This window comes from Pseudarthrobacter sp. fls2-241-R2A-168 (genome assembly GCF_030209335.1).
Lineage (GTDB): Bacteria > Actinomycetota > Actinomycetes > Actinomycetales > Micrococcaceae > Arthrobacter.
In genome coordinates this window covers 36414-58327 of sequence record NZ_JARVSG010000013.1, presented here as the reverse complement: position 1 = coordinate 58327, position 21914 = coordinate 36414, and the positions used below count along the sequence as shown (strand labels likewise).

General features: G+C 67.0%; 22 protein-coding genes. 11 read left to right on the top strand and 11 right to left on the bottom strand.

The features are described 5' to 3' along the window. Positions 1-3: 3 nt before the first annotated feature. The 3 genes from QRN11_RS09565 to QRN11_RS09555 are packed head-to-tail and all read right to left on the bottom strand — an operon-like array spanning position 4 to position 2246. A complete protein-coding gene (locus QRN11_RS09565) occupies positions 4-906 on the bottom strand; it encodes an EamA family transporter (RefSeq protein ID WP_285250775.1) in 903 nt (300 codons plus the stop codon). Between the two features lies 1 nt (position 907). Beyond that, positions 908-1648 (bottom strand): B3/B4 domain-containing protein, encoded by a 741-nt coding sequence (locus tag QRN11_RS09560; protein WP_285250774.1) that lies wholly within the window; start codon positions 1646-1648, stop codon positions 908-910. Continuing rightward, a complete protein-coding gene (locus tag QRN11_RS09555) occupies positions 1641-2246 on the bottom strand; it encodes a helix-turn-helix domain-containing protein (protein ID WP_285250773.1) in 606 nt (201 codons plus the stop codon). Before QRN11_RS09555 ends, QRN11_RS09560 begins: the two co-directional genes overlap by 8 nt. A gap of 109 nt (positions 2247-2355) precedes the next feature. Between QRN11_RS09555 and QRN11_RS09550 the strand changes: the two genes are divergently transcribed. Continuing rightward, complete coding sequence (locus QRN11_RS09550) at positions 2356-2571, top strand: hypothetical protein (protein ID WP_142057269.1); 216 nt, start codon at positions 2356-2358, stop codon at positions 2569-2571. A 36-nt stretch (positions 2572-2607) separates the two neighbouring features. Here QRN11_RS09550 and QRN11_RS09545 read toward each other — a convergent pair whose 3' ends face one another. Further along, positions 2608-2763 carry a hypothetical protein gene (locus tag QRN11_RS09545; protein ID WP_285250772.1) on the bottom strand — a complete coding sequence of 52 codons (156 nt, stop codon included), beginning with the start codon at positions 2761-2763 and terminating at the stop codon, positions 2608-2610. 163 nt (positions 2764-2926) lie between these two features. Between QRN11_RS09545 and uriH the strand changes: the two genes are divergently transcribed. Genes uriH through QRN11_RS09530 form a run of 3 tightly spaced genes read left to right on the top strand, consistent with a single transcriptional unit; the run spans position 2927 to position 6366 of the window. Continuing rightward, positions 2927-3949: a uridine-preferring nucleoside hydrolase UriH gene (gene uriH / locus QRN11_RS09540; protein WP_285250771.1), complete on the top strand. Its 1023-nt coding sequence runs from the start codon at positions 2927-2929 to the stop codon at positions 3947-3949. Continuing rightward, positions 3950-5377, top strand: coding sequence for a uridine transporter UriT (gene uriT / locus QRN11_RS09535; protein ID WP_285250770.1), 1428 nt, complete (start codon positions 3950-3952; stop codon positions 5375-5377). Further along, positions 5374-6366 (top strand): ribokinase, encoded by a 993-nt coding sequence (locus QRN11_RS09530; protein WP_285250769.1) that lies wholly within the window; start codon positions 5374-5376, stop codon positions 6364-6366. The genes uriT and QRN11_RS09530 overlap by 4 nt, the downstream gene beginning before the upstream one ends. 64 nt (positions 6367-6430) lie before the next feature. Here QRN11_RS09530 and QRN11_RS09525 read toward each other — a convergent pair whose 3' ends face one another. Beyond that, entirely contained in the window at positions 6431-7648 is a 1218-nt protein-coding gene (locus tag QRN11_RS09525; RefSeq protein WP_285250768.1) for an MFS transporter, read from the bottom strand. Positions 7649-7994: 346 nt separating this feature from the next. On the opposite strand from QRN11_RS09525, the gene QRN11_RS09520 reads away from it, so the two are divergent. After that, on the top strand, positions 7995-8789 hold the full coding sequence (locus QRN11_RS09520; protein ID WP_285250864.1) for an alpha/beta hydrolase: 795 nt from the start codon (positions 7995-7997) through the stop codon (positions 8787-8789). Between the two features lie 9 nt (positions 8790-8798). On the opposite strand, the gene QRN11_RS09515 is transcribed toward QRN11_RS09520, so the two are convergent. From QRN11_RS09515 to QRN11_RS09490, 6 genes are all read right to left on the bottom strand, one after another. Beyond that, entirely contained in the window at positions 8799-9845 is a 1047-nt protein-coding gene (locus QRN11_RS09515; protein WP_285250767.1) for a LacI family DNA-binding transcriptional regulator, read from the bottom strand. Between the two features lie 16 nt (positions 9846-9861). Then, positions 9862-10602, bottom strand: coding sequence for a cupin domain-containing protein (locus QRN11_RS09510; protein ID WP_285250766.1), 741 nt, complete (start codon positions 10600-10602; stop codon positions 9862-9864). Beyond that, positions 10599-11543: a DUF6807 domain-containing protein gene (locus QRN11_RS09505; protein ID WP_285250765.1), complete on the bottom strand. Its 945-nt coding sequence runs from the start codon at positions 11541-11543 to the stop codon at positions 10599-10601. The genes QRN11_RS09510 and QRN11_RS09505 overlap by 4 nt, the downstream gene beginning before the upstream one ends. Then, a complete protein-coding gene (locus QRN11_RS09500) occupies positions 11540-12661 on the bottom strand; it encodes a Gfo/Idh/MocA family protein (protein WP_285250764.1) in 1122 nt (373 codons plus the stop codon). The genes QRN11_RS09505 and QRN11_RS09500 overlap by 4 nt, the downstream gene beginning before the upstream one ends. Positions 12662-12663: 2 nt before the next feature. Then, a complete protein-coding gene (locus QRN11_RS09495) occupies positions 12664-13962 on the bottom strand; it encodes an ABC transporter substrate-binding protein (protein ID WP_285250763.1) in 1299 nt (432 codons plus the stop codon). 280 nt (positions 13963-14242) lie between these two features. Beyond that, positions 14243-14968: a GntR family transcriptional regulator gene (locus QRN11_RS09490; RefSeq protein ID WP_285250762.1), complete on the bottom strand. Its 726-nt coding sequence runs from the start codon at positions 14966-14968 to the stop codon at positions 14243-14245. Between the two features lie 138 nt (positions 14969-15106). Here QRN11_RS09490 and QRN11_RS09485 point away from each other — a divergent pair, with 138 nt between their 5' ends. The 6 genes from QRN11_RS09485 to eda all read left to right on the top strand — a co-directional run bounded on the left by QRN11_RS09485 (position 15107) and on the right by eda (position 21886). Further along, positions 15107-16489: an MFS transporter gene (locus tag QRN11_RS09485; RefSeq protein WP_285250761.1), complete on the top strand. Its 1383-nt coding sequence runs from the start codon at positions 15107-15109 to the stop codon at positions 16487-16489. Further along, positions 16486-17517 carry an L-idonate 5-dehydrogenase gene (locus QRN11_RS09480; RefSeq protein ID WP_285250760.1) on the top strand — a complete coding sequence of 344 codons (1032 nt, stop codon included), beginning with the start codon at positions 16486-16488 and terminating at the stop codon, positions 17515-17517. Before QRN11_RS09485 ends, QRN11_RS09480 begins: the two co-directional genes overlap by 4 nt. Before the next feature lie 104 nt (positions 17518-17621). Then, complete coding sequence (manD, locus tag QRN11_RS09475; protein WP_285250759.1) at positions 17622-18833, top strand: D-mannonate dehydratase ManD; 1212 nt, start codon at positions 17622-17624, stop codon at positions 18831-18833. A gap of 47 nt (positions 18834-18880) precedes the next feature. After that, positions 18881-19816: a PfkB family carbohydrate kinase gene (locus tag QRN11_RS09470; RefSeq protein ID WP_285250863.1), complete on the top strand. Its 936-nt coding sequence runs from the start codon at positions 18881-18883 to the stop codon at positions 19814-19816. Then, on the top strand, positions 19804-21270 hold the full coding sequence (locus QRN11_RS09465) for a mannitol dehydrogenase family protein (protein WP_285250862.1): 1467 nt from the start codon (positions 19804-19806) through the stop codon (positions 21268-21270). The genes QRN11_RS09470 and QRN11_RS09465 overlap by 13 nt, the downstream gene beginning before the upstream one ends. Further along, the gene (eda, locus tag QRN11_RS09460; protein WP_285250758.1) at positions 21263-21886 is read left to right on the top strand and encodes a bifunctional 4-hydroxy-2-oxoglutarate aldolase/2-dehydro-3-deoxy-phosphogluconate aldolase; all 624 of its coding nucleotides are present in this window, start codon (positions 21263-21265) and stop codon (positions 21884-21886) included. The genes QRN11_RS09465 and eda overlap by 8 nt, the downstream gene beginning before the upstream one ends. Positions 21887-21914 lie beyond the last annotated feature (28 nt).

Sequence of the window (21914 nt, the reverse complement as noted above, 5' to 3'; positions counted from 1 at the left end):
GGCTCAGCCCACGAAGTCGAGATCGGCGGGGCTGGCTTCCTGCTCTTTGGCCGGGCGCTTGCCGCCCCGCTGGGCGGCGGCCCCGGCGAAGACCACCAGCAGGATCCCCACGACCTGGACGGCCGACGGCTGCTGGTGCAGGATGAGCAGCCCGAGCAGGACGCCGACGGCGGGTTCGAGGGCCATCAGCGTTCCGAACGCGGCAGGCGTCATCCTCCGCAGCGCCAGCATTTCCAGCGCGAACGGCAGCACCGGCAGCAGGATGGCCAGTCCTGCCGCGGCCGCCAGGATGTCCAGGCTGAGGTGCCCGGCGGCCTGGGGAATTCCGACGACGGCGGCCGCCACCGCGGCGATCGGCACGGTGAGCGTGAGCGCGCCGATGCCGGTGAACCTGTCGCCGATCCGTTGCGTCAGCAGGATGTAGACGCCCCAGCCGACGGCGGCCAGCGCTGCCCAGGCAACCCCGACGAGGTTGAAGTCGCCCTGCCACGGCTGGGTCAGCAGCACCACGCCCACCAGCGCTAAAGCGGGCCAGGCGAGGGCTTTGCGGTTGTGGCTGCGAAGGGCCGCCACGGTCAAGGGACCGAGGAATTCGATGGCGACGGCGGTGCCGAGGTGGATGTGCTCGACCGCGGCGAGGAACCCCACGGTCATCACGCCGGTGGTGACCCCGAGGCCAAGCAACGGCAGCACATCCGGGCGGCGGATGGAGCGCAGCGGCGGGCGCCCGATCACCAGGAGAATGACTGCGCCCATGCTCAGGCGCAACCACGCAGTGCCGCCGGGTCCCACAGCATCGATCATGTTCACGGACAGGGCGGAGCCCAGCTGGACCGACAGGATCGCCGTGACCGCCAGCCCCCACGGCGGGACCGGGACGTTAAATGAAGCGCTGCGCTGGGTCATCTCAGTTTCCTTCATTGGAGTGATGGGGTGCGGCCAGACGACGGCGGGCAATGGCAACGTCCAGGCCAAGATTTTTCAGCCGGGCAGCCAGGTCGTCGGCGGCTGAGTCGAGGGCGGCGTCGGTCATGGGCTCGAGGGCGTCCAGGATAAACAACGCTTTGGTAGTGCCGTCGCGGAGCTGGGTGCGCCGGCCTTGCCGCCAGTTCCAGCGCCGGCAGGTTACGCCGTCGTCATCGCCCCACACCACCTCGCCCGGCTCCGGATGCTCAAGCACCTCATCCCCGCCGGTCACCGTGTCAAAGGACTCCGTGCCGGCGGCGCGGATCAGCCGGGGTGCTCCGGCGTAGCCGGCCAGGTCCTCGCCGCCCAGCGGAACCTGGTGCAGCACAGAAACCGCGTTGTAAAGGTCGGTCAGCCGGTTTACCCGCGGCAGGCCGGAAGATGCCCGGCGGAGCAATGCCTCCAGGCTGTTGCGAGTGCGCTGCGGTTTGGCGCCGAAGGACTTGTACGCCTCACGCCAGGCGGCCACATGCGGCAGTTCCTCAATGCCCCGCCCGTCCAGTGCTGCACGGGCTGCAGCCTCTGCCTCCTGCAGCAGCTTTTCACCAGCCTCGTTACTGGCACCCGGAACCAGCCCGTCCACCGCCAGCAGGACGGCACGGTAATCCGGCCGCAGGGAGAAAACGGCGGGATCAACCCACGCACCTGCCAAAAATTCCTGGAGCACCTTGACGTCAGGCATTGGGGGCCTCCTTGTGGTGGGCCGAACCCACGCCCGGCTCGAAGACAGCCAGGGAGAAGCTCACTGGCTCCGGGGTGGCATTGGAGTACGAGTGGTCCACGTCGCCGGGGAAGGAAAGAGCGTCGCCCGGCTCCAGGACATAGGTCTCGCCAGCCACCACCACAGTGAGGGACCCCTGGCGGGCCTGAAGCAGTTCCTTGGTTCCCGGGGCGTGGGCTTCGCTCTCATGCTTGTCGCCCGGGCCCAGCGTCCAATCCCACAGCTCAACCACATCCGGTGAATCCGTCCCGGCCACCAGCACGCCCCGGCCGCCGGCGGCGGAACTCCACAGGGCGGCCCCGTCGCCACTCCGCGTGACGGTCACGGGCTTTGGACGCGGGGCATCCACGAGCGCCGGCAGTCCGATGCCCAGCGCATCGCTGATCCGGAGCAGGGTACCCACGCTGGGATTGGCGGCGCCCTGCTCGACGTTGACCACCATGCGGCGGCTCACACCGGCGGCGTCTGCGAGCTGGTCGAGGGTCCAACCCCGGGCCTGCCGTTCCTGGCGCACGCGGTTGCCGATGGCCGCCGCAAGGGCAGATGTGCTTTTGTCCATGAGTGCAGCATACTGCACTTTGAGTGCACTAGTGGAATCGGATGTGACGTCCTTGAAGGCGGGTGCAGCAGGTCTTCCTGAACGGCCTTTGTGGTGGGACGATGCCCTTATGAGCGACACCAGCCGAGGAAACCCGCGGGACCTTGGTCCGCACCAGCATGCACACGCAGCACCCACCACCCAGCAGATGAGGACCGTCGGACAACGCCGGCGGGACGCCGAGGAGAAGCTGGAGCACCACCTCCAGGAGGCCCGCCACAAGGCCGAGCACCATGATGCTGAGGACGAGGAGGGGGCCGGCGATTCCGGCGCCGGCGAGCCCTGATCCGGAAGCTTTGAGCGGTGAGCCTGATTCGCGGCCTCAGTTGAGGTCCGAATTCCTGCCAAGGCATTCGGCCACTACGACGGCGGCTGGAACTTCGAGCAGGGCAGCTTCCGCCTGCTGGTGGGCCGCCACGCAGCCGACGACTTCCAAGCGCTGAACATCGAACTGCGCTAAGCCGAGCCACGCAGACATGGCTTGCCTTTTTCTTTTACCCCTTGGCATCAAGCGCTTGACCTGCACGAACGTCAAGCGTTTGACGTGACGTTCCCGACAGTGCCATGATCACTCTGAACGCTTCAACTCCCCGAGCAGTGTGTATGCACTTGGCGCGGGCCCCAAAGACGTGGAGAACATCGTGGACCCCAAACCCCGCAAGAAGATCATTCTTGACTGCGATCCCGGGCATGACGACGCTGTGGCGTTGCTGCTCGCGCACGGCAACCCCGACATAGAACTGCTGGCCGTCACCACGGTGGTGGGCAACCAGACGCTCGAAAAAGTCACCCGCAACGCCCTGGCCGTCGGAACCATTGCCGGCATCAGCGGGGTTCCCTTCGCCGCCGGCTGCGGCCGTCCCCTGGTCCGCAGCATCGAAACCGCCCCGGACATCCACGGCGAGTCCGGCATGGACGGCCCCGCCCTCCCGGAGTCCACCATCGGGCTGGACCCGCGGCACGCCGTCGACCTCATCATCGACACCGTGATGGCGCACGAACCCGGCACCGTCACCCTGGTCCCCACCGCAGGCCTGACCAACATCGCCTTGGCCGCCCGCAAGGAACCCCGCATCGTGGAACGCGTCAAGGAAGTCGTCCTGATGGGCGGCGGCTACCACGTGGGCAACTGGAGTGCCGTGGCCGAATTCAACATCATCATCGACCCCGAGGCCGCGCACATCGTCTTCAACGAGAAGTGGCCCGTGGTGATGGTGGGCCTGGACCTGACCCACCAGGCGCTGGCCACCCCGGACGTGGTTGAAAAAATCGCGGCCATCGGCACCAAACCGGCAAGGTTCGTCACCGAGCTGATGGATTTCTTCGCCCACACCTACAAGGACGCCCAGGGCTTCGACTTCCCGCCGGTGCATGACCCCTGTGCCGTGGCCTACGTGATCGATCCCAGCATCGTCAGCACCCGCAAGGTGCCGGTCAACATCGAACTCCAGGGCACCCTGACGCTTGGCATGACGGTGGCCGACTTCCGTGCCCCCGCGCCGGCCGACTGCCACACCAGCGTCGCCGTGGACCTGGACCACAAAAAGTTCTGGGACCTGGTCACCGACGCCCTGGAACGCATCGGCGAGCCAACTATCACAGGCAACGCGGCCGACGTCGAACGCGAAGAACGTGCCGCCGTCACCGTCGGAGGGGTCAAGTAAATGACTGCCACCGTTACTGAAGCGAAGACCGGCCGAGGCAATGTCACTGCCCTGATGGTTGCCCTGCTGGCAGCCTGCGTAGCCTTCCAGCTCAACGCCTCGATGCTCAGCCCGGCCCTGGTGACCATGGGCGAGGAGCTCAACACTGACCAGGCGGTCATCGGCCTCTCGCAGACGTGGTTCTTCACCGCTGCCGCGCTGTTCTCCCTGTTCCTGCCCCGCCTGAGCGACATCGTGGGACGCAAGAAGATCCTGGTGGGCATGATGCTGCTGATGGCCGTCGGCTCGGTCATCGCCGCCCTCGCCCCGGACGTCACCTGGCTCTTTGTTGGCCGCATCATCCAGGGCGTCAGCGGCCCCACGGTTCCGCTCTGCCTGATCATGCTGCGCTCTGCTGTCACCAACCCGCGCAAGTACGGCACGCTCATGGGCCTGATCACGGCCGTCAACGGCGGCGTTGCCGGTGTCGACTCCTTTGTAGGCGGTTACTTCGCCGAGCACTTCGGCTTCCGCAGCATCTTCTGGCTCATGGTGGTGCTGGCCCTGGTTGCCACGGCACTGGTCGCGTTCCTTGCCGGCGAAAGCAAGCCCGCCGCCGGCACCCGGATGGACTGGCTGGGTGTGTTCTTCATTGTGGTGGCCGTGGGCGCGCTGCTCACCGCCCTGAATGAGGGATCGAAGCTGGTGGGCGCCTTCTCCTCCGGCACCCTGATGCTCAGCATTGCGCTGGTCCTGGTGGCCGCCGCCGCATTCTACGCCTTCTGGACCGTGGAGAAGCGGGCCGGCCAGCCCATGGTGGAAACCGCGCACCTGCGCCAGCGCTCCACCTGGGCGCCGCTGCTGACCACCACCCTGACCATGACCGGCATCTTCGCCGTCATCAACGGCATCGTCCCCGCCTACGTCCAGGCCGCCGATCCCGGCTTTGGCATCGGCCCCACCGAAATGTCGTTGATCATCCTCACCCCGTACGCGCTGTTGGGCTGGATCGTGGGACCGCTCAGTGGCAAGCTCGCCCCCGTGCTGGGCTACACCAAGGTGCTGCGCATCGGGCTCCTTGGCAGCATCGCGGCCCTGGCCATCATCGCGTTCTTCGGCCTCAGCAGCCTGCCCCTGATGATTGCCGGCACGGTCTTGCTGGGCATTATGTACGCCGGTACGGTCAACATCATGCTCAATGGACTCGGTGTTGTCCTCTCGCCCGCCGGCAACCCCGGTTTCCTGCCCGGCATGAACGCCGGTGCCTTCAACCTCGGCGCAGGCCTCAGCTTCCTGGTGCTGCCTGCCGTGCTGGTGGCGACGTCGGCCCTCGGGGATGCGAAGGCGTCCTACCTGACTGTTGTGGTTGTTGGCCTGGCCCTCACCGTGGCGGCGTTCGCCGCCTCGCTGCTGATCCCCAAGCCCGTTGAAGCTGAGGTGGCCGAATGAGCGCCGCCGCTGAGCCAGCCGCCGCTGAAGGTGAGGCGCGGCGGCCGGGCCGGATCGTCGTCGTCGGCTCCCTGAACGCGGACCTGACCATCTACTGCGACCGCCTCCCGCTGCCCGGTGAGACGGTGCACGGCAACGGGTTCGCCGTAAACCCGGGCGGCAAGAGCGCCAACCAGGCAGTGGCCGCCAGCCTGTTGGGCGGGAACGTCAGCCTGGTGGGCGCGGTGGGGGATGACCCCAACGGCAGCATGCTGCTCTCCTCGGCGGGGCGAGCGGGTGTGGACGTGGGGCATGTCCGCACGTCATACGAGCCCACGGGCGTCGCGGTGATCGCCGTCGACGCCAATGGAGAGAACAACATCATCATCTCCGCCGGCGCCAATGGAACCCTCTCACCGGCGGATGTGGCGGAGGCCTCAGACGTCCTCGCGAAGGCCGCCGTCGTGTGCCTTTGCCTCGAAGTCAGCATGGGGACGGTTCTGGCCGCAGCGCAGGCAGGGCACGACGCCGGCGCAACAGTGCTGCTGAACCTCTCGCCGTACGCGCACATCCCGTCAGCCCTGGCCGAGTTGACGGACGTCCTGCTGGTGAACGCCCATGAAGCCGCGCTTTTCCTCGGCCCGGGCGCATCCGTCCCGGGTGCCGATGCCCGTGCCGCGCAGTGGGATGCCGTCCGGGAAAGGTTCGCCGAGCGGGGGATCCAGCAGGTGCTGGTGACGCTGGGTTCGAACGGTTCCGTGGTGTTGGACTCGCTGGCCCCGCCGGACCGGCTCGTCACTTTTGTGCAGCCCACCAAGGTCGCCGCCGTAGACACCACGGGTGCCGGTGACGCCTTTACCGGTGCCGTCGCAGTCCGCCTGGCCGCCGGCGATGCGCTCGCCGATGCTGCCGCGTTCGCTTCCGTGGCGGCTGCCCTGGCCACCACCCGGAAGGGGACGCAGGCTGCCTATCCCGAGGCGGCCGACGTCGAGCGTCTGCTGCGGAGTTGAACAGCTTTCCGGGTGGGGCCTCTGAAGAGGTCCCACCCGGACAAACCGACCGGCTGGGAAACGCCTAACTGACCGGGGTTTCGGTGCGGGCGACCGCAACAGCGCGGGGGACCGCCAGCAGGGCTGCCACGGCCAGGGCGCCGGCGGCCGCGAAGACGTAGAAACCCCAGGGGTAGGCGATGCCGGCGGCAACCAGCCCGCCCGTCAGGGCAGGCCCTGCAATGGCGCCGACGCGGCCCACGCCGGCAGCGAAGCCGAGTGCGGTGGCGCGCAGGCGGGCAGGGAACAACTGGCTGACCCAGGCGTAAACGAGTACCTGGGAGCTGAAGACGAACACGCCCGTGACGAAGACGAGCACGTTCAGCAGGACCGCGTTGTCGACCTTGACGCTCAAGAGGGCGAGGCATACGGCCGAGAGTCCAAACCACAGCAACACGATGGGCTTGGTCCCGTGCTTGTCGGCCAGGATGCCCGCGATGATCAGTCCGGCAACGGCGCCGAGATTCAAGACCAGGAGCAGGGAAAGCCCGGCGCTGACAGGGTATCCGGCGGAAGCCATCAGCTGCGGAAGCCAGGTATTCAGGCCATACACCAGCAGCAGCCCCATAAAGGAAGCTGCACCGATGGCCGCCGCAATGAGGGGATAAGGCTTCTGCACCAGGCTCCGGAACCCGGTCTTTTCCTCTGCGCCGGCAGCCCGGGCCGCGGGCAAGGTCTCCGGCAGCTTGAACCAGAGGAACGGCGCAAGGACCAGGCCGGCAAGGCCGCCCACCACAAACATGATGCGCCAATCGGGGATGACGATCATCGCCAGGAAGGCTGTGGCCACCGCGCCAACATGGTATCCGGTCATGGTGCGGGTGGTTGACTTGCCGGCGGAACTGGCCGGGGCGTAGTCGTTCATGTAGGCAAGGGCGGCCGGCAGGCATGCCCCAAGCCCGGCCCCGGCCAACAGTCGGAGCGCGCCGAAGACGGCAACATTCGGGGCCCACACCACCGCGAGGGTGAACAGCGAGAACCAGAGCACACACGCCACCAGCAGGTTCCGGCGTCCAAAGCGGTCCGAGAGCGGGGCGATGAAGAGCGCTCCCAGGCCCACGCCCACGAGTGAGATGGTGGCCACGAAAGTGGCGCCCACAGCGTCAAAGCCGAGCTCGCCGGTCTTGATCAAGGTGGGGATGACGGTGCCGAGCACTACGAGGTCGAAGCCGTCCAGGACCATGGCCAGCCAGCAGAGCCACACGGGCCAACGCGTCGGGCGGGCGGAGGGAGAAGTTGTCATGGAATCCTCATTGATTTAGTAAAAGGAGGGAAGGGCAGCCGATCGAGAGCTCCGCCACATCCATACGTGACCCACGGCATGCTTTCTTCCGTCGACAAGGGTACAGCCGTTGTTCATTAAGTGCACAAAAGTTCGCTAGCCGAACAAGTGGGAGCTCATGCAGAACCGGCTTGGCGTTGTGTCAGGGGCTTGACGGCAGCAGGTCTGTAGGCTCAGGTGCATGGGTGAGCTCCGGCGTCGTGCGTTCCTTGCGGGCTCAGCCGCCGGTGCCGTGGGAGCCGGCCTGGCAGCCTGCTCTCCTCCGAAACAGAACGGGACGTCCGTGGCACCAACAAGGGGGGATGCAGTGCAGCGGCACAGGTATAACTACGGCAGTGACCCGAGCCAGTGGGGCGAACTGTTCCTTCCAGAGCTTCCCGGCGGCGGTACGTACCGCGGCGTGGTGGTGGTGATTCACGGCGGCTACTGGCGCTCGCAGTACGGCGCCGAGTTGGGGCAGCCTTTGGCCGCGGACCTTGCCGGACACGGCATGGCGGCGTGGAACCTGGAGTACCGCCGCGCCGGAAACGGTGGCGGCTGGCCGGGTACCTTCCAGGACATCCTGGCCGGCATCGACAAACTGCAGGAGCTCGCCAGCCCTCATTCACTGGACTTGGCCAAAGTGGTGGCGTTGGGGCACTCGGCGGGCGGGCACCTGGCCGTATGGGCGGCTGGGCGGGACCGGCTGGGCGGGTTGGGGGAACGTGAGCACCGCGACGTCGGGGCAGACGCCGGTGGCGTCCGCCTCACCGGCGTGGTGAGCCAGTCCGGCGTCCTCAACCTGGCAGAGGCCGAAAGGCTCAACCTCAGCAACGGTGCGGCGGCCAACCTGCTGGGCGGGCCGTCGTCGGAATATCCCGGCCGTCACCGGTATGCGGACCCGATGGCAGCGCTCCCGCTGGACGTTCCGGTCTATGCCGTCCACGCCACGGAGGACGACGACGTGCCGCTGGCCATGTCCTCCTCCTACGTGGAAGCAAGCCAGGCTGGCAGCATTCCGGCGCAGCTGGTCACGGTGCCCGGGGACCACTTCGCACTCATCGATCCGGCCGAACCGGCATACCAAAAATGCAGAGAGCTGGTCCGGGAATTGCTGGGATGACCTGGAGCGCTAAGCCCGCACCCGGGCCGTTGATTCCCTGAATACCAACTCCATTGGCGCCAGGGACAACGCCTCAGTGGCGGGCTGCTGCCCCCGGATCCGGGCGATGAGTTCGGACATGCTCCGGGCTCCAAGCGCCTCCAGGTCCATGTGCACGCTGGACAGGGTGGGGATCAGGAACGAAGACTCCGCCATGTCATCCCAGCCGAAGACGCTCACATCATCAGGCACCGCAAGGCCATGTTCATGCAGTGCCCGGATGACGCCGATGGCCATCTGGTCGTTGGCAGCAAAAACGGCGGTGGCGTCCTTGACGGCCGCGATCTTCCGCCCCGCAGCGTACCCGGAGGCCGGAGACCAGTCGCCCAGGACAACCCCCAGCGATACCAGGCCAAGCTCGGCCACTGTTTCCTCGTAGACAGCCCGCCGGTTGCGCGCCGACGGCCAGGCTGTTGGCCCGGCGACGTGGAAGAAGTTCCGGTGTCCCAGCGAGGCAAGGTGCTCAATGATCTTGCGTGCCGCAGCGCCGTCCGCCAAGCTGCCCCGCGCACGCATCTTGTTGTCGTACTCGCCGGCCACCACCATGGGAACAGCCGCGGACTGCCGGGCGGCCGGGCTCCCCTTGGGCCTGGGGACGAAGGACAGGATACCGGCGATGTCCTCGCCGCCCAGCAGGGTTTCCAGCTGGTGCGCGCGGGCTTCGGCGGTTCCCTCGATGGCCACAACGTCCACGCGGTATCCGGCCGAATGGGCGGCCCCGGCGGCTCCATTCAGCATCCGGGCGGGGAAGTACAGCGAAGCTTCCGGAACCACCACTACCACCCGGTAATGCTCCCGGGACCGCAATGAGCGGGCTGCCAGGTTGGGAGTGTAGTGAAGCTCGGCGAGGGCCTTTTCCACGCGCTCCAGGGTTGCCGGCTTGAGCCCGCCAGGGGCTTTGAAGTACCGGGACACGGTTTGGTGGGACACGCCGGCAAGCGCGGCCACATCGTAGATGGTTGGCGCTTTTGTCTTGCCCTGTGTCACTGCTTCCTGTGCCACTGCTTCCTGCGCCATGTCCGGTGGTGTCCCTTCACCTGCTGCCGTTGCTGTCCCATTTTTGCAGCATTCCGCACATCCCCAGGACGCGCTCCCCGTTCGAAGGCGCGCTCCGGGTGACGGCGGCATCCTTGAAATGGCTGTACCTGCCTTCCGCAAGGTCCGCAAGCCACCCTTCCGTCCGGGCAGCCTCAGGTGCGATGCTCTCCTTCCACAGCTCCTGCCAGTCAGGTACCCGCGCCTGCACCAGGCGGACGGCGTCACGGTGGAACCGCTCGACGGCACCGACGTCACCCGCCTGCGCGGCCTCCTTCAGCCGCAGGTAGCCGGCCAGCGCTGCGTCCCTCCGGGTGCGCGCCGCAGCAGGCAGCGAGGACGACGGCGAGCCGGGGCCGGCGTCGAGCGTTGCAGCCTGGGCATACCGCTTCGCGTCCGCAACGACCTCCGGCTCGAAGGTCAGGACGGCATCCCCGGCCTCCGGCAGTCCGCCATTTTGCATAATGGCCAGGATCTCCAGGTTGTGCCCGTTGACCAGCCGGTGGATGGTGCCCGGGCTGAACCAGAGCAGGTCATCGGGGGCCAGATCATAGGATTCGTATCCTGAGGCGCGGATGGTTTCCACGCGTCCGGATCCGGACAGCACCAGGTACGCCTCCGTGGAGGCGGTATGCATGTGGGGAGAGCCGCCGCACACCCCATCGCTGGTTTCCCAGTCGTAAACGCTCAGGCGCGTCAGGCCCACGCTGCCGGGGAAGGGGAGTGCCTGGGTCTTCATGCCCTGGTCCGGTCCGCCACAGCTTTCCGCTGGAGGGTTTCCGCGGCCAGGGTGGCGAGATGGTCCAGCCGCTCCTGGTCCGAGTCGCCGTCCGCGATCACCACGGCATACCGGTTGACCATTGTTTCCCCGGCGGCGAAGGTGACCTCCGTGCTGAAGAACGGGGCAGGACCAAAGCAGGCAAAGGGCTCGGACCGGGCAAACCATTCCGGCGGGTGTTGGGCGTTGGTGGTGGCGTCAGCGATCAGCACTGTGGAAAACCGGCAGGTGTCATCGTGCTGGCCTACAAATGCCAGCCAGGGGCCGCGGGTCCCGCGCAGCGCTTCGCCGCTGGCTCCGCCCGGGCCAACGATGCGGCCGCCGGTAAATTCGCGCGGGCCCCGCCAGAACAGTCCGCCGTACCCGGCGTTCTCCCGCCCTTCGGTGGTGGGCGAGCCGATGTGGATGTCGCCGCCGGAGACGTTCGTCATCTCCGTTTCGAAGACAAGGGTCCAGGCGGCGTCAGGGCCCGGGGTAATCCGAATGGTGCGGGTTTCGTCCACCACGTGCTTTCCGGCCTGCGTCCACCAGCCCAGCGTGTGGGCAAAACGGAACGCGCCGCCGTCGAGCCCTGCTTCGATTACGCGCCCGTGGCGCATGCTTCCGTTGTTGGGCAGCCACGTGTAGTCCTTGCCGCGCCGGTAGCTGGGCCCGCCCCAGAAGTTGTCATCGCCGAAGTGGGGCAGGGACCAGGCAATGCCCTTGTGCCAGACGTGGTCCCACGGGCGGTAGGCGGTGACCGTTTCGCCCGCCGTGGTGCGCAGCGGGTGGAAGAAGGGGCGCGGCGACTCGCGCTGTTCGTCCGTGGCATCGTACGTGTAGGTGGCGATCTCCACGTCCCCGAGCGATACGGTCAGGGACTGGTTGTCGTCGCGCCAGCTGAGTGCGGCTTCGGTGCTCATGCTTCGAGTGCTTCCTCTTGTTTCCAGGGTTCCAGGTGTCCGTCCATGCGGGTGAAAAACGGGCTCGACTCGTCAATCTGGCCGCGCGAAACAGTGGTCCCGCTGACGCTCGACGCGTAGATAGCGGCCGCCAGCTCCATGGTGGCATAGGCGTCTGAGATGGAGACAGCAGCCGGTTCCCGGGCCTGCAGGCTGCGGATGATCGCCGCGTACTGCGCCGGGTGTCCGCTGGGGTGGTCCGCCCCCTCGTTCCAGAGGCCGACGACGGCGTCCTGGCCCGGCGCCGGGGTCACCTTCCAATGGTGGTCGCTGTAGCCGTAGAGGTGTTCGAGCTCCACCGTTGCGTTCTCGTAGTCCAGCCGAAGGTATGAGGTTTCCCGGGGGGAGATGACGGAGTTGATGACAGTGGCGATCGCGCCGGATTCGAAGCGGACCACCGCAGCTGAGGCATCCTCGGTATCTGTTGTGCGGGCCAGCTTGCCCGCGAAGGCCGTCACTTCGGACCATGGACCCCACAGGTGCAGGAGCAGGTCGAACTGGTGGATGCCGTGGCCCATGGTGGGCCCGCCGCCCTCCACATCCCAGAGCCCGCGCCAGGGAACATCGAAGTATGGCTGGTCGCGGAACCAGAGGGTGTTGCAAGTGCCCACCAGCTGCCTGCCCAGGGCCCCGGACTGCTGAAGTGCGAGCAGCCGCTGCGCGCCCGAGCCGAAGCGGTGCTGGAAGATGCAGCTCAGGGAGCCGGCGGACGCCTGCTCCGCGGTTTCCAGCTGCCGCATCTGGCTCAGGGACAAGGCCGGCGGCTTTTCGATGACGGCATGCAGACCGAAGGACAGCGCTTCCAGTGCCAGGGGAAAGTGGCTGGAGGGGGGAGTGCAGATGGCTGCGAGATCCAGCGCGCCGCCGTCGAGCGCTTCTGCCAGGCTTGCCGCGGTCCGGGCGACGCCCCACTTGCCGGCGAAGGCCTCCGAACGCGCGGGGTCCACGTCGATCGCTGCCGCGAGTTCGACGCCGGGTTGCTGCTTGAGTGCCTCGGCGTGGGCATTGGCGATGCCGCCGGTGCCGATGACAGCGACGCGAAGGGGCGTACCGGCGTCGTGATTCCTGTGGTGGGTCATTTCTACTTCCGGAGTGAGGAGGACAGTTCGTCGATGAAGGGCTGGGCGGCCTTTTCGGGGGTGGTGCGTTCGAAAAGGATGTCCGAGGTGTAGCGGCTGAGGATATCCGTGATGGTGCTGCCGCCGGCAGGCGTGATGGGCGGGGCTGGCCTGACCTCGTCGGCGATGGCGTTGGTGAACTCGATCGCGGCCTTGTCCGTGGCGTTCAGCTTGGCGGCGATGGCTTCGCGGACTTTTGCGTTGGCGGGTATGCCGCGTTCAGTGAGCATGATGTCGGCCGCGGTCTGGCTGTTGGTGAGGTAGTTCAGGAACTTCTCCGCCGCCTTCTGGTGTTTGGTGCGGGATGAGACGGACCAGAACATGGATGGCTTGTAATAGGCCCCGCGTTCTGCGGCGCTGGACTCGCCGGGCAGGCGCAGCAGCTTCAGTTCCTGCCCGCTGGCGCCCGAGTAGGCCGTGAGCTGGGTGCTGAACACACCGGAGAAAGCCATCTCGTTTTTGGCCAGCGGTGTCTGGTTCAGCGAAGCGGTGGCACTTTCGATGATGGCCGATGGCTTGGCGCCGGCGCCGGACGTGGACAGGTCCCGGACGTTCTGCCAGAACGAGACGAGCGTTTCAGGCTTGATCACCACGTTGCCCCCGTCATCGTAAAGCCGGTCACCGTGCTGGCGTGCCCAGATATAGAGGTCCTGATCCCCGTACTGCACACCCACGCCCGTGCCTGCCCCGCTCCGGCTGATCTGCTGGCCGATTTCCCGGTAGTCCTCCCACGTCCACGTGGTGTCATCCGGCAGCGCCACCCCGGCTTTGGCCAGGACGCTTGGGTTGGCAGCGATGCAGAACGTGGCGATGCCGGTGACCAGGCCAACCAGTTCCCCGTCCACCTCCCCGCTCTTGAGGGTGTCCGGGTCGATGCCGGAGGTGTCCAGGCCGGCTAGTTTCTTGATATCCAGGAGCGCGCCGCGGTCGCCGTATTCCCGGACGTACTTCTCGTCCATCTGGATGATGTCCGGCGCGTCGTTGGCTGCCACCTGCGTTGCGAGCTTGTCCCAGTAGCCCGTCCAGTCGCTGTATTCACCCACCACAGTGATGTTGGGGTTCTCAGCCTCGAAGGCGTCGATGACTTTCTGGGTGGCTTTCTGGCGGGCATCACCGCCCCACCAGGTAAAGCGGATGGTGACGGGGCCGGACTCCTCGGCAGCGGGGGTGCCGCCGACCGCGCAGCCGGACAGGGTCAAGGCAGAGGCAGCAGCGGCGGCGGAGAGCAACAGGTAAGTCCGGCGGGTTGGTTGGTGGTTCACAGGCAGACCTTTCTTGCCGGAAGGACGGGCCACTGCGGCGGTTCTTCCCGGATTCCGAAGATGGTGCATGACATTGAGGAGGATGGGTTCCTCAGCACAAGATGTCCGATCGCTGGCCGGCCAGGAAAGTGATCGGTAACACCAGTATTAGTTATCGATCACTTTTCTGTCAACGCTCTAGCGGACTGGTTTTACGGAGCGGGGAAAAGCCATACCGCTGCCGTCGTTGCCCACTGCGAGGGGCTCTGCCGCCAAGGAGGCGTGAAGAAGTGCGCGCTTGCTACGTCAGGCGGGCGACGCTGCGCCTGCCGGGACGCGGCGCCGCGCCGTCGGAGAAAAGTTCAGGAGTCGATTCCTGGATGCGCTGGACGTCCTCGAAGACGCCCCGCAGGTGGAGGCGGAGACTGCTGTCGGCATCGTTAAGGTTGTTTGTCTCCAGGGCATCCACCACGGCGGTGTGCTGCTCGATGAGCGTGGCCACCGGCCGGGTGTCCAGCAGGCTGAGGCGGCGGGCGCGGTCAAGGTGGGCCTTGGCGGAGTTGACGGCCGCCCAGGCGGACTCGTGTCCCGCCAGGCGCAGCAGCTCCCGGTGGAAGTCCTCATCCAGCCGGAAGAATTCCTCCACGTCGCCGGCGGCATCGGCCTCCGACTGGGCCTTCAGAATCTCCCGCAGGCCGGCGATGCCCGCGCTGTCCATGGCAAGATCGCGCAGCGACGCGCATTCAATGGCCTCCCGGACAAACTGCGCTTCGGACACCCGGGCCAGGTCCACGAGGGAAACAAACGAACCGATCTGGGGGAAAACCTGGACCAGGCCCTCCTCGCGCAGCAGGATCAGGCTCTCGCGTACCGGGGTCCTGCTGATGCCCAGTTCCTGCGCGAGCTCGTTCTCGGACAGCGGTTCCCCCGGGGGAAGCTGCAGCGAAATGATGCGCCGCCGAAGCGTCTCAAGGGTCTGGTCCCGCACGGACAGCCGCGGGGCCGCGCCTTGTTTATCCCTAGCCATGACCTCATTCTATGTTGTTGACACACTAGAATGGTAGTGCTTGTATGGTAGTAGAACGTGCTGCTGGTCACTGCTGCAGACCCGCCGGCGTCCCCCGCTTTATCCCCTTCGTTCGCATCGCCTGCAAAGGAGCACCTGATGACCGAAAGCATTGCGCCCCCCAACACCAAAGCGGAAGCAAAACCCACCCGCGAACTGGCCAAGGTCGCCGTCTCCGGCTGGCTGGGAACAGCCATGGAGTTTATGGACTTCCAGTTGTATTCGCTGGCAGCAGCCATCGTCTTCAACAAGCTCTTCTTCCCCGACGTCAGCCCGGTCATCGGCCTCATCGCCGCCATGGCAACGTACGGCGTGGGCTACGTTGCCCGTCTTGCGGGTGCCGTTTACTTCGGCCGGATGGGTGACAGGATCGGCCGCAAGAAGGTCCTCTTCATCACTATCGCCCTGATGGGTGCGTCCACAACGCTGATCGGCGTCCTCCCCACCTACGCCATGATCGGCGTCTGGGCCCCCATCCTGCTGGTGGCCCTGCGCCTGGCGCAGGGCTTCGGTGCCGGCGCCGAGATCGCGGGCGCTACCGTGATGCTGGCTGAGTTCGCTCCCGCCCGCCGCCGCGGCCTCATCTCTTCCCTCGTGTCCCTGGGCACCAACTCAGGAACCCTGGCCGCATCTGCCATCTGGGCAATCCTGGCCGCAACCCTCTCGGAGGAGCAGCTCCTGGCCTGGGGATGGCGCATCCCGTTCCTGTTCAGCTTCGTGCTGATGATCTTCGCCGTCTGGGTCCGCCGGTCCCTCAAGGAAAGCCCGGTCTTCGAAGAGCGTGCCGACGTTGTCGATGGCGTTGCACTGTCCAAGAGCGAAATCGCCGCAACGCAGGAACTGGCAAAGACCAGCACCATCGAAGCTGCGCTGCACCAGCGCAAAGGCAAGGCCTTCCTCATCGCGCTCGGCCTTCGCTTCGGGCAGGCAGGCAACTCCGGCCTCGTGCAGACCTTCCTCGTCGGCTACATCGCCACCGTCCTCCTGGTGGACAAGAGCGTGGCCACCAGCGCCATCATGTACGGCTCGCTGCTCGGCTTCCTCACCATCCCCGTCATGGGCCTCCTCGGTGACCGCTTCGGCCGGCGGCCGCTGTACCTGGCACTCAGCTCCCTCACCGCGCTGTTCGCCATTCCCATGATGTTGATGGTCACCAGCGGCAACACGGTCCTCATCACCGTCGCCATGGTGGCAGGCCTCAACCTGGGCGTGCTGAGCCTGTTCGCTATGGAGAGCGTCACCATGGCCGAGTTCTTCGGCGCCCGCACCCGCTTCACCCAGCTCGCGCTCGCCAAGGAGATCGGCGGCATCCTCGCCACCGCCATCGGCCCGCTGCTGGCCGCCACGCTCACCGCAATCACCGGCCACTGGTGGCCGCTGGCCGCGATGCTCATCGCGTACTCGCTGATCACCCTCATCTCGGCCTTCGTAGGGCCCGAGGTCCGCGGCCGCGACATGGTCCGCCTGGAAGACGCAGTATGAAAGCCGTTGTAATCCATGGCGCCAATGATCTCCGGATCGACGAACGGCCGGAGCCTGTAGCAGGTCCCGGCGAGGTAGTGCTCGACGTCGAATGGGGCGGCATCTGCGGATCTGACCTCTCGTACTGGCGCCACGGCGGCTCGGGGACGGCTGTCCTGAAGTCCCCGCTGGTCCTTGGCCACGAGGTGGCCGGCCGGATCGCCCAGCTGGGCGCCGGCGTCACGGGCCTCGAGGTGGGGCAGCCAGTCACCGTCCACCCCGCAGAACTGGTGGGGGACGGCACCATGCCGGAGCGCCTGGCGGGCCGGACCAACCTCTACCCGCAGATTCGCTACTTCGGCTCCGCCGCCTTTGACCCCCACACGGACGGCGGCTTCAGCGAACGCAAGCTCGCCCGCGCCTCCCAGATCCGGCCGCTGCCCGAGGGCGTGGACACGCTGCACGGCGCACTGGCCGAGCCCCTCGCCGTCGCGCTTCACGCCGTCGGCCGGGTTGGCAGCCTCACCGGCCGGGACGTCCTGGTGAACGGTGCGGGCCCCATCGGGTCCCTGGTTGTCGCCGCGGCCAAGCACGCCGGCGCCAGGAACGTCATCGCCACTGACATCAGCGAAGCGTCACTGGCTATTGCGAAGGCCATGGGTGCCGATGAGGTGCTGAACGTCTCGGCAGGCGGCAGCCTTCCGCAGGACATGGAACTTGTTTTTGAAGCCACCGGCATCCCGGCGGTTCTCGGCGGAGTCCTGCGCGCCACGGCCCGCGGCGGCACTATTGTCCAGGTGGGCAACCTGCCCGGCGCCCCCGCACCGGCGGCGTTGGGGGACCTGGTCACGCGCGAGATCACCTGGATCGGCTCGTACCGGTTTGTGGACGAGATCACCGACGCGCTCCGCGCCATGGCCGAAGGCCTGGACGTGTCACCGGTTATCACGCACACGTTCGATCTTGACCAGGCCGAGGAAGCCATGCGCGTTTCCGCGGATCCGGCCGCCGGCAGCAGCAAGGTCATGCTCCGCCTCAGCACCACCTGACCACCCCACCCAACTGAGTAGCAGTAAGTGTCGTTATGGCGGCTCATAACGACACTTACTGCGACCTACTTGCTCTATCTACCACCCACCTGAAGGACCAACCAGTGAAGATCACCGACGCACGGGTAGTGGTTTCGTCGCCCGGACGGAACTACGTCACGCTCGTTATTGAAACCGAGGACGGTATCACCGGCATCGGCGACGCCACCCTGAACGGGCGCGAGCTGTCCGTGGCGTCCTACCTGTCCGAGCACCTTTGCCCGCTGTTGATCGGCCGGGACGCGCGCCGCATCGAGGACGCCTGGCAGTACTTCTACAAGGGTGCCTACTGGCGCCGCGGCCCGGTGACCATGACCGCCATCGCCGCTATCGACGTCGCGCTCTGGGACATCAAGGGCAAGGCCGCAGGCATGCCGGTGTACGAACTCCTCGGCGGCGCAGCCCGCGAGGGCGTGATGGTCTACGGCCACGCCAGCGGCTCCACGCTGGAGGACTTGGGCGCAGACTTCCAGCACCACCTGGACCTCGGTTACAAGGCCATCCGGGCCCAGGCCGCCGTCCCGGGCCTGGAAAAGACCTACGGAATCGCCCCGGTGGACGGCAAGCTGTACGAGCCCGCCAGCGGCAACGTCCCGCAGGAGGACACCTGGGAGACGACGGCGTACCTGGACTTCGCGCCGAAAATGATGGCCCATGTGCGCGAACAGTTCGGCTACGGCGTGCACGTCCTGCACGACGTGCACCACCGCCTGACTCCCATCGAGGCCGGCCGGCTGGGAGCCTCACTGGAGCAGTACCGGCCCTTCTGGATCGAAGACCCGACGCCGGCCGAGGACCAGTCCGCGTTCCGCCTGATCCGCCAGCACACCACCACGCCCATCGCCGTCGGTGAGGTGTTCAACTCGATCTGGGACTGCCAGCAGCTGATCACCGAACGGCTGATCGACTACATCCGCACCTCCGTGTCGCACGCCGGCGGCATCACGCACCTGCGCCGGATCTTCTCCCTCGCTGACCTCTACGGCGTGCGCTCCGGCTCGCACGGCGCCGGCGACCTGTCGCCGGCCTCCTTCGCCGCGGCCCTGCACGTGGACATGAGCATCCCCAACTTCGGCATCCAGGAATACATGGGCCACCGGGAACCCGCCAACGAAGTGTTCACCACCTCCTACACGTTCAATGACGGCTACATGCACCCCGGGGATGCTCCCGGCATCGGCGTGGAGTTCAACGAGGAAGCCGCCGCCCGGTTCCCGTTCGACCCAAAGTACCTGCCCATCAACCGGCGGCTCGACGGATCGGTGCACGACTGGTGAGCATCCCAACGCAACCCTCGAAGCCAGAGCCGTTCGACGTCGTCGTGATGGGGGAGATCCTCGTTGAGGTGGCCACCGACGTGGCGTTCGGCCACGGCGTCCCCGCCCAGCTCGGCATCTCCGGCGACGCCCTCAACGTCGCCGCCGCTGCCGCTGCCGCGGGTGCCCGCGTGGGACTCCTGTCTGTGCTGACTGACGACGACCTCGGCAAGGCGATCGCCGCCAGGATTGTGGAACTCGGCGTTTCCCCCGACCTGCTGCAATTCCGCCGCGGCCAGCAGGGCGTCTACCTGGTCCACTGCGACCCGGACGGGCAGCGCGAATTCTCGTATGCCCGCAGCGGCAGCGTTGGCTCCACGCTGGGGCCCGACGACGTCGACCCGGCCGTTTTCTCCGCTGCCGGCGCCGTGGTGGCCGGAGGCATCGCCTGCGCCATCTCAGAGTCATCGCGGGCGGCGGTCTTCAAGGCCGCCGCGGTGGCCAGGCGCTTTGTGTTCGATCCCAACTTCCGCCCCCGCCTCACCTCCGTGGAGGAGGCGACGGCGGCACTGCTGCAGCTCGCGCCCCGCGCTTTCCTGGTGACTCCATCCTTCCCCGGTGAAACGTCGGCCCTCCTGGACTGCCCGACGCCGGTGGAGGCCGCCGCGAAGCTGCGCAGCCTGGGTGCCCGGAATGTTGCAGTCACCTGCGGTGCCGACGGCATCCAGCTCGACGGCGAAGGCCAGGACAAAACCTGGATCGATTCCATTCCGGCGCCGGCAGTGGTGGACCAGACCGGCGCGGGCGATGCCTTTGTCGGCACCCTCACCGCCCGCCTGGTCCTTGGCGACAACCTTCCCGCCGCCGCGCGGTACGGTGCAGCAGCTGCATCACTGGTGGTGGGCGGCAAGGGCGGCACCGGCTTCATCCCCACGCTGGAGCAAACCCGCGCCCACGCTTCCAGCGGCCTTGCACCGGAAGGAGCAGCGCCATCACACGCCTGAGCGCCGCCTCCCTTGCCGGTAACGGCAAACACCGCGCACCCCTTGCGGACCGGACCATCGAGCCCGGCATCGTCCATCTCGGCCTTGGGGCCTTCGCCCGTGCCCACACCGCCGTCTTCACCGAGGAAGCCATGCTCGCCACCGGTGATTCCGGTTGGGGGATCGTCGGAGTCACCCAGCGTTCCGACACCGTGGCGCGCCAGCTGGCTCCCCAGGACGGACTCTTCTGCGTCGCTGAGCGGGGGAGCGGTGCCGCACCGCTCCGCGTGGTGTCCAGCATCGTGGAGGCCATCTCGGGCCGGGACCGGCCGGATGCCGTGGTGGACTGGATCGCCGCAGACAGCACGCGGGTGGTGACGCTGACGGTCACCGAAAAGGGCTACCGGATCGATCCGCACACCGGTTCCTTGAACCTGGCGGATGACCAGGTCCAGGCCGATCTTGCCGGGAACCCGCCGCTGACCGCCATCGGACAGGTCACGCGCGGCATCCAGAAACGGGCCCTGGCCGGCGCAGGACCGCTCACCGTGGTCTCGTGCGACAACCTGCCGGGCAACGGTGAACTGACCCGCACCCTGGTCGGGGCGTTCGCCGCCGCCCTGCCCGAGGAAGAATCCGGCCCGCTGCTTGCCTGGCTGAAGGACAACGTCACCTTCCCCAGCACCATGGTGGACCGGATGGTGCCGGCCACCACAGCAGATGACCTTGACGCCGTCGAACGTGAACTGGGACTCCGGGATGAGGCCGCCGTGGTGGCCGAACCCTTCATGCAGTGGGTCATCGAGGACAACTTCGCGGGGGACCGGCCCGCCTGGGAAAAAGCCGGGGCGCTGTTCAGCAACGATGTGGCGGCGTGGGAGGCGGCCAAGCTGCGCCTGCTCAACGCGAGCCACTCGATGCTGGCATACCTCGGACTGGCCAGCGGCAAGGCGACCATCAGCGACGCCGTCGGGGAGGACGCCTTCCGCGTGGCATGCCAGCGAATGCTGGCCGAAGACGCGCTGCCCACCATCAGCCTCCCCAAGGGATTGGACGGCGAAACGTACTGCGCCCAGGTCCTCGAGCGCTTCGCGAACCCGGCGCTTGGCCATACCACCGCCAAGGTAGGCAGCGACGGTTCGCAGAAAATCGGCCTCCGCCTGCTGACCACCGCACGCGCCGCCCTCGACGCCGGACGTGAACCGCGCTGGGCCGCGCTCGCCGTGGCCGCGTGGATGCACCACGTGGCCACCACTGCTGCGGCAGACCTGAACGATCCCCTGGTGGACGAGCTCCAGAAGGCCCTGCCAGCTGAGCGGTCCGCCGCCACCGTGGTGCCGGCGCTCCTGGGCGTGCGCAGCATCTTTGACGCCGGACTCGCGGCCAACACCACCTTCGCGGACCTGCTGACGCACTGGTACCGCATCATCGACACCGGGCTGGATGGCCTGAGAAAAGAGATCAACCATGGCTGACGCAACCAGCGTCCTGCACGTTTCCCCTGTCATCCCGGTGGTCACCATCGCTGATCCCCAGCACGCCGTTCCGGTGGCCCGGGCGCTGGTCGACGGCGGGGTCCGCATCATCGAGCTGACCCTGCGCACGGACAGCGCGCTTGAATCCCTGAAGCGCATCGCCAACGAAGTACCGGACATCCTGGTGGGCGCCGGCACCATCCTCACTCCTGCCCAGGCTGACGACGCCGTGGCTGCCGGCGCCCAGTTCCTGGTCAGCCCTGGCGTGACACCGGCGCTGCTGGACCACATGCTGCAGCTGGAGGTTCCGGTGCTGCCCGGCGTGGCCACCGTGGGTGAGGTGCTGGGTGTCCTGGAGCGCGGGCTCACTGCGATGAAGTTCTTCCCGGCCGGACCCGCCGGCGGACCTGATTACCTCGCGGCCATCGGAGCGCCCATCCCGGCAGTCCAGTTCTGCCCAACGGGCGGCATCAGCCTTGCCTCCGCGCCGGAGTACCTGGCGCTGCCTAACGTCACGTGCGTCGGCGGCAGCTGGCTCACGCCCCGGGGCGCGGTGGAAGGCGAGGACTGGGCAAAGATCACCCGGCTGGCGCAGGGGGCTGCGGCGCTGGCCTGACACAAACTGGCCTGACACAAACTGCTGC

What these genes read in the sequence shown, in the direction of transcription:
- QRN11_RS09545 (WP_285250772.1), bottom strand. Translation starts at nt 2,763, where the DNA reads ATGTCTGCGTGGCTCGGCTTAGCGCAGTTCGATGTTCAGCGCTTGGAA.
- QRN11_RS09525 (WP_285250768.1), bottom strand. Translation starts at nt 7,648, where the DNA reads ATGACAACTTCTCCCTCCGCCCGCCCGACGCGTTGGCCCGTGTGGCTC.
- QRN11_RS09565 (WP_285250775.1), bottom strand. Translation starts at nt 906, where the DNA reads ATGACCCAGCGCAGCGCTTCATTTAACGTCCCGGTCCCGCCGTGGGGG.
- uriT (WP_285250770.1), top strand. Translation starts at nt 3,950, where the DNA reads ATGACTGCCACCGTTACTGAAGCGAAGACCGGCCGAGGCAATGTCACT.
- QRN11_RS09480 (WP_285250760.1), top strand. Translation starts at nt 16,486, where the DNA reads ATGAAAGCCGTTGTAATCCATGGCGCCAATGATCTCCGGATCGACGAA.
- QRN11_RS09485 (WP_285250761.1), top strand. Translation starts at nt 15,107, where the DNA reads ATGACCGAAAGCATTGCGCCCCCCAACACCAAAGCGGAAGCAAAACCC.
- QRN11_RS09505 (WP_285250765.1), bottom strand. Translation starts at nt 11,543, where the DNA reads ATGAGCACCGAAGCCGCACTCAGCTGGCGCGACGACAACCAGTCCCTG.
- QRN11_RS09550 (WP_142057269.1), top strand. Translation starts at nt 2,356, where the DNA reads ATGAGCGACACCAGCCGAGGAAACCCGCGGGACCTTGGTCCGCACCAG.
- QRN11_RS09500 (WP_285250764.1), bottom strand. Translation starts at nt 12,661, where the DNA reads ATGACCCACCACAGGAATCACGACGCCGGTACGCCCCTTCGCGTCGCT.
- QRN11_RS09555 (WP_285250773.1), bottom strand. Translation starts at nt 2,246, where the DNA reads ATGGACAAAAGCACATCTGCCCTTGCGGCGGCCATCGGCAACCGCGTG.
- eda (WP_285250758.1), top strand. Translation starts at nt 21,263, where the DNA reads ATGGCTGACGCAACCAGCGTCCTGCACGTTTCCCCTGTCATCCCGGTG.
- QRN11_RS09530 (WP_285250769.1), top strand. Translation starts at nt 5,374, where the DNA reads ATGAGCGCCGCCGCTGAGCCAGCCGCCGCTGAAGGTGAGGCGCGGCGG.
- QRN11_RS09490 (WP_285250762.1), bottom strand. Translation starts at nt 14,968, where the DNA reads ATGGCTAGGGATAAACAAGGCGCGGCCCCGCGGCTGTCCGTGCGGGAC.
- QRN11_RS09510 (WP_285250766.1), bottom strand. Translation starts at nt 10,602, where the DNA reads ATGAAGACCCAGGCACTCCCCTTCCCCGGCAGCGTGGGCCTGACGCGC.
- QRN11_RS09560 (WP_285250774.1), bottom strand. Translation starts at nt 1,648, where the DNA reads ATGCCTGACGTCAAGGTGCTCCAGGAATTTTTGGCAGGTGCGTGGGTT.
- QRN11_RS09470 (WP_285250863.1), top strand. Translation starts at nt 18,881, where the DNA reads ATGGGGGAGATCCTCGTTGAGGTGGCCACCGACGTGGCGTTCGGCCAC.
- QRN11_RS09515 (WP_285250767.1), bottom strand. Translation starts at nt 9,845, where the DNA reads ATGGCGCAGGAAGCAGTGGCACAGGAAGCAGTGACACAGGGCAAGACA.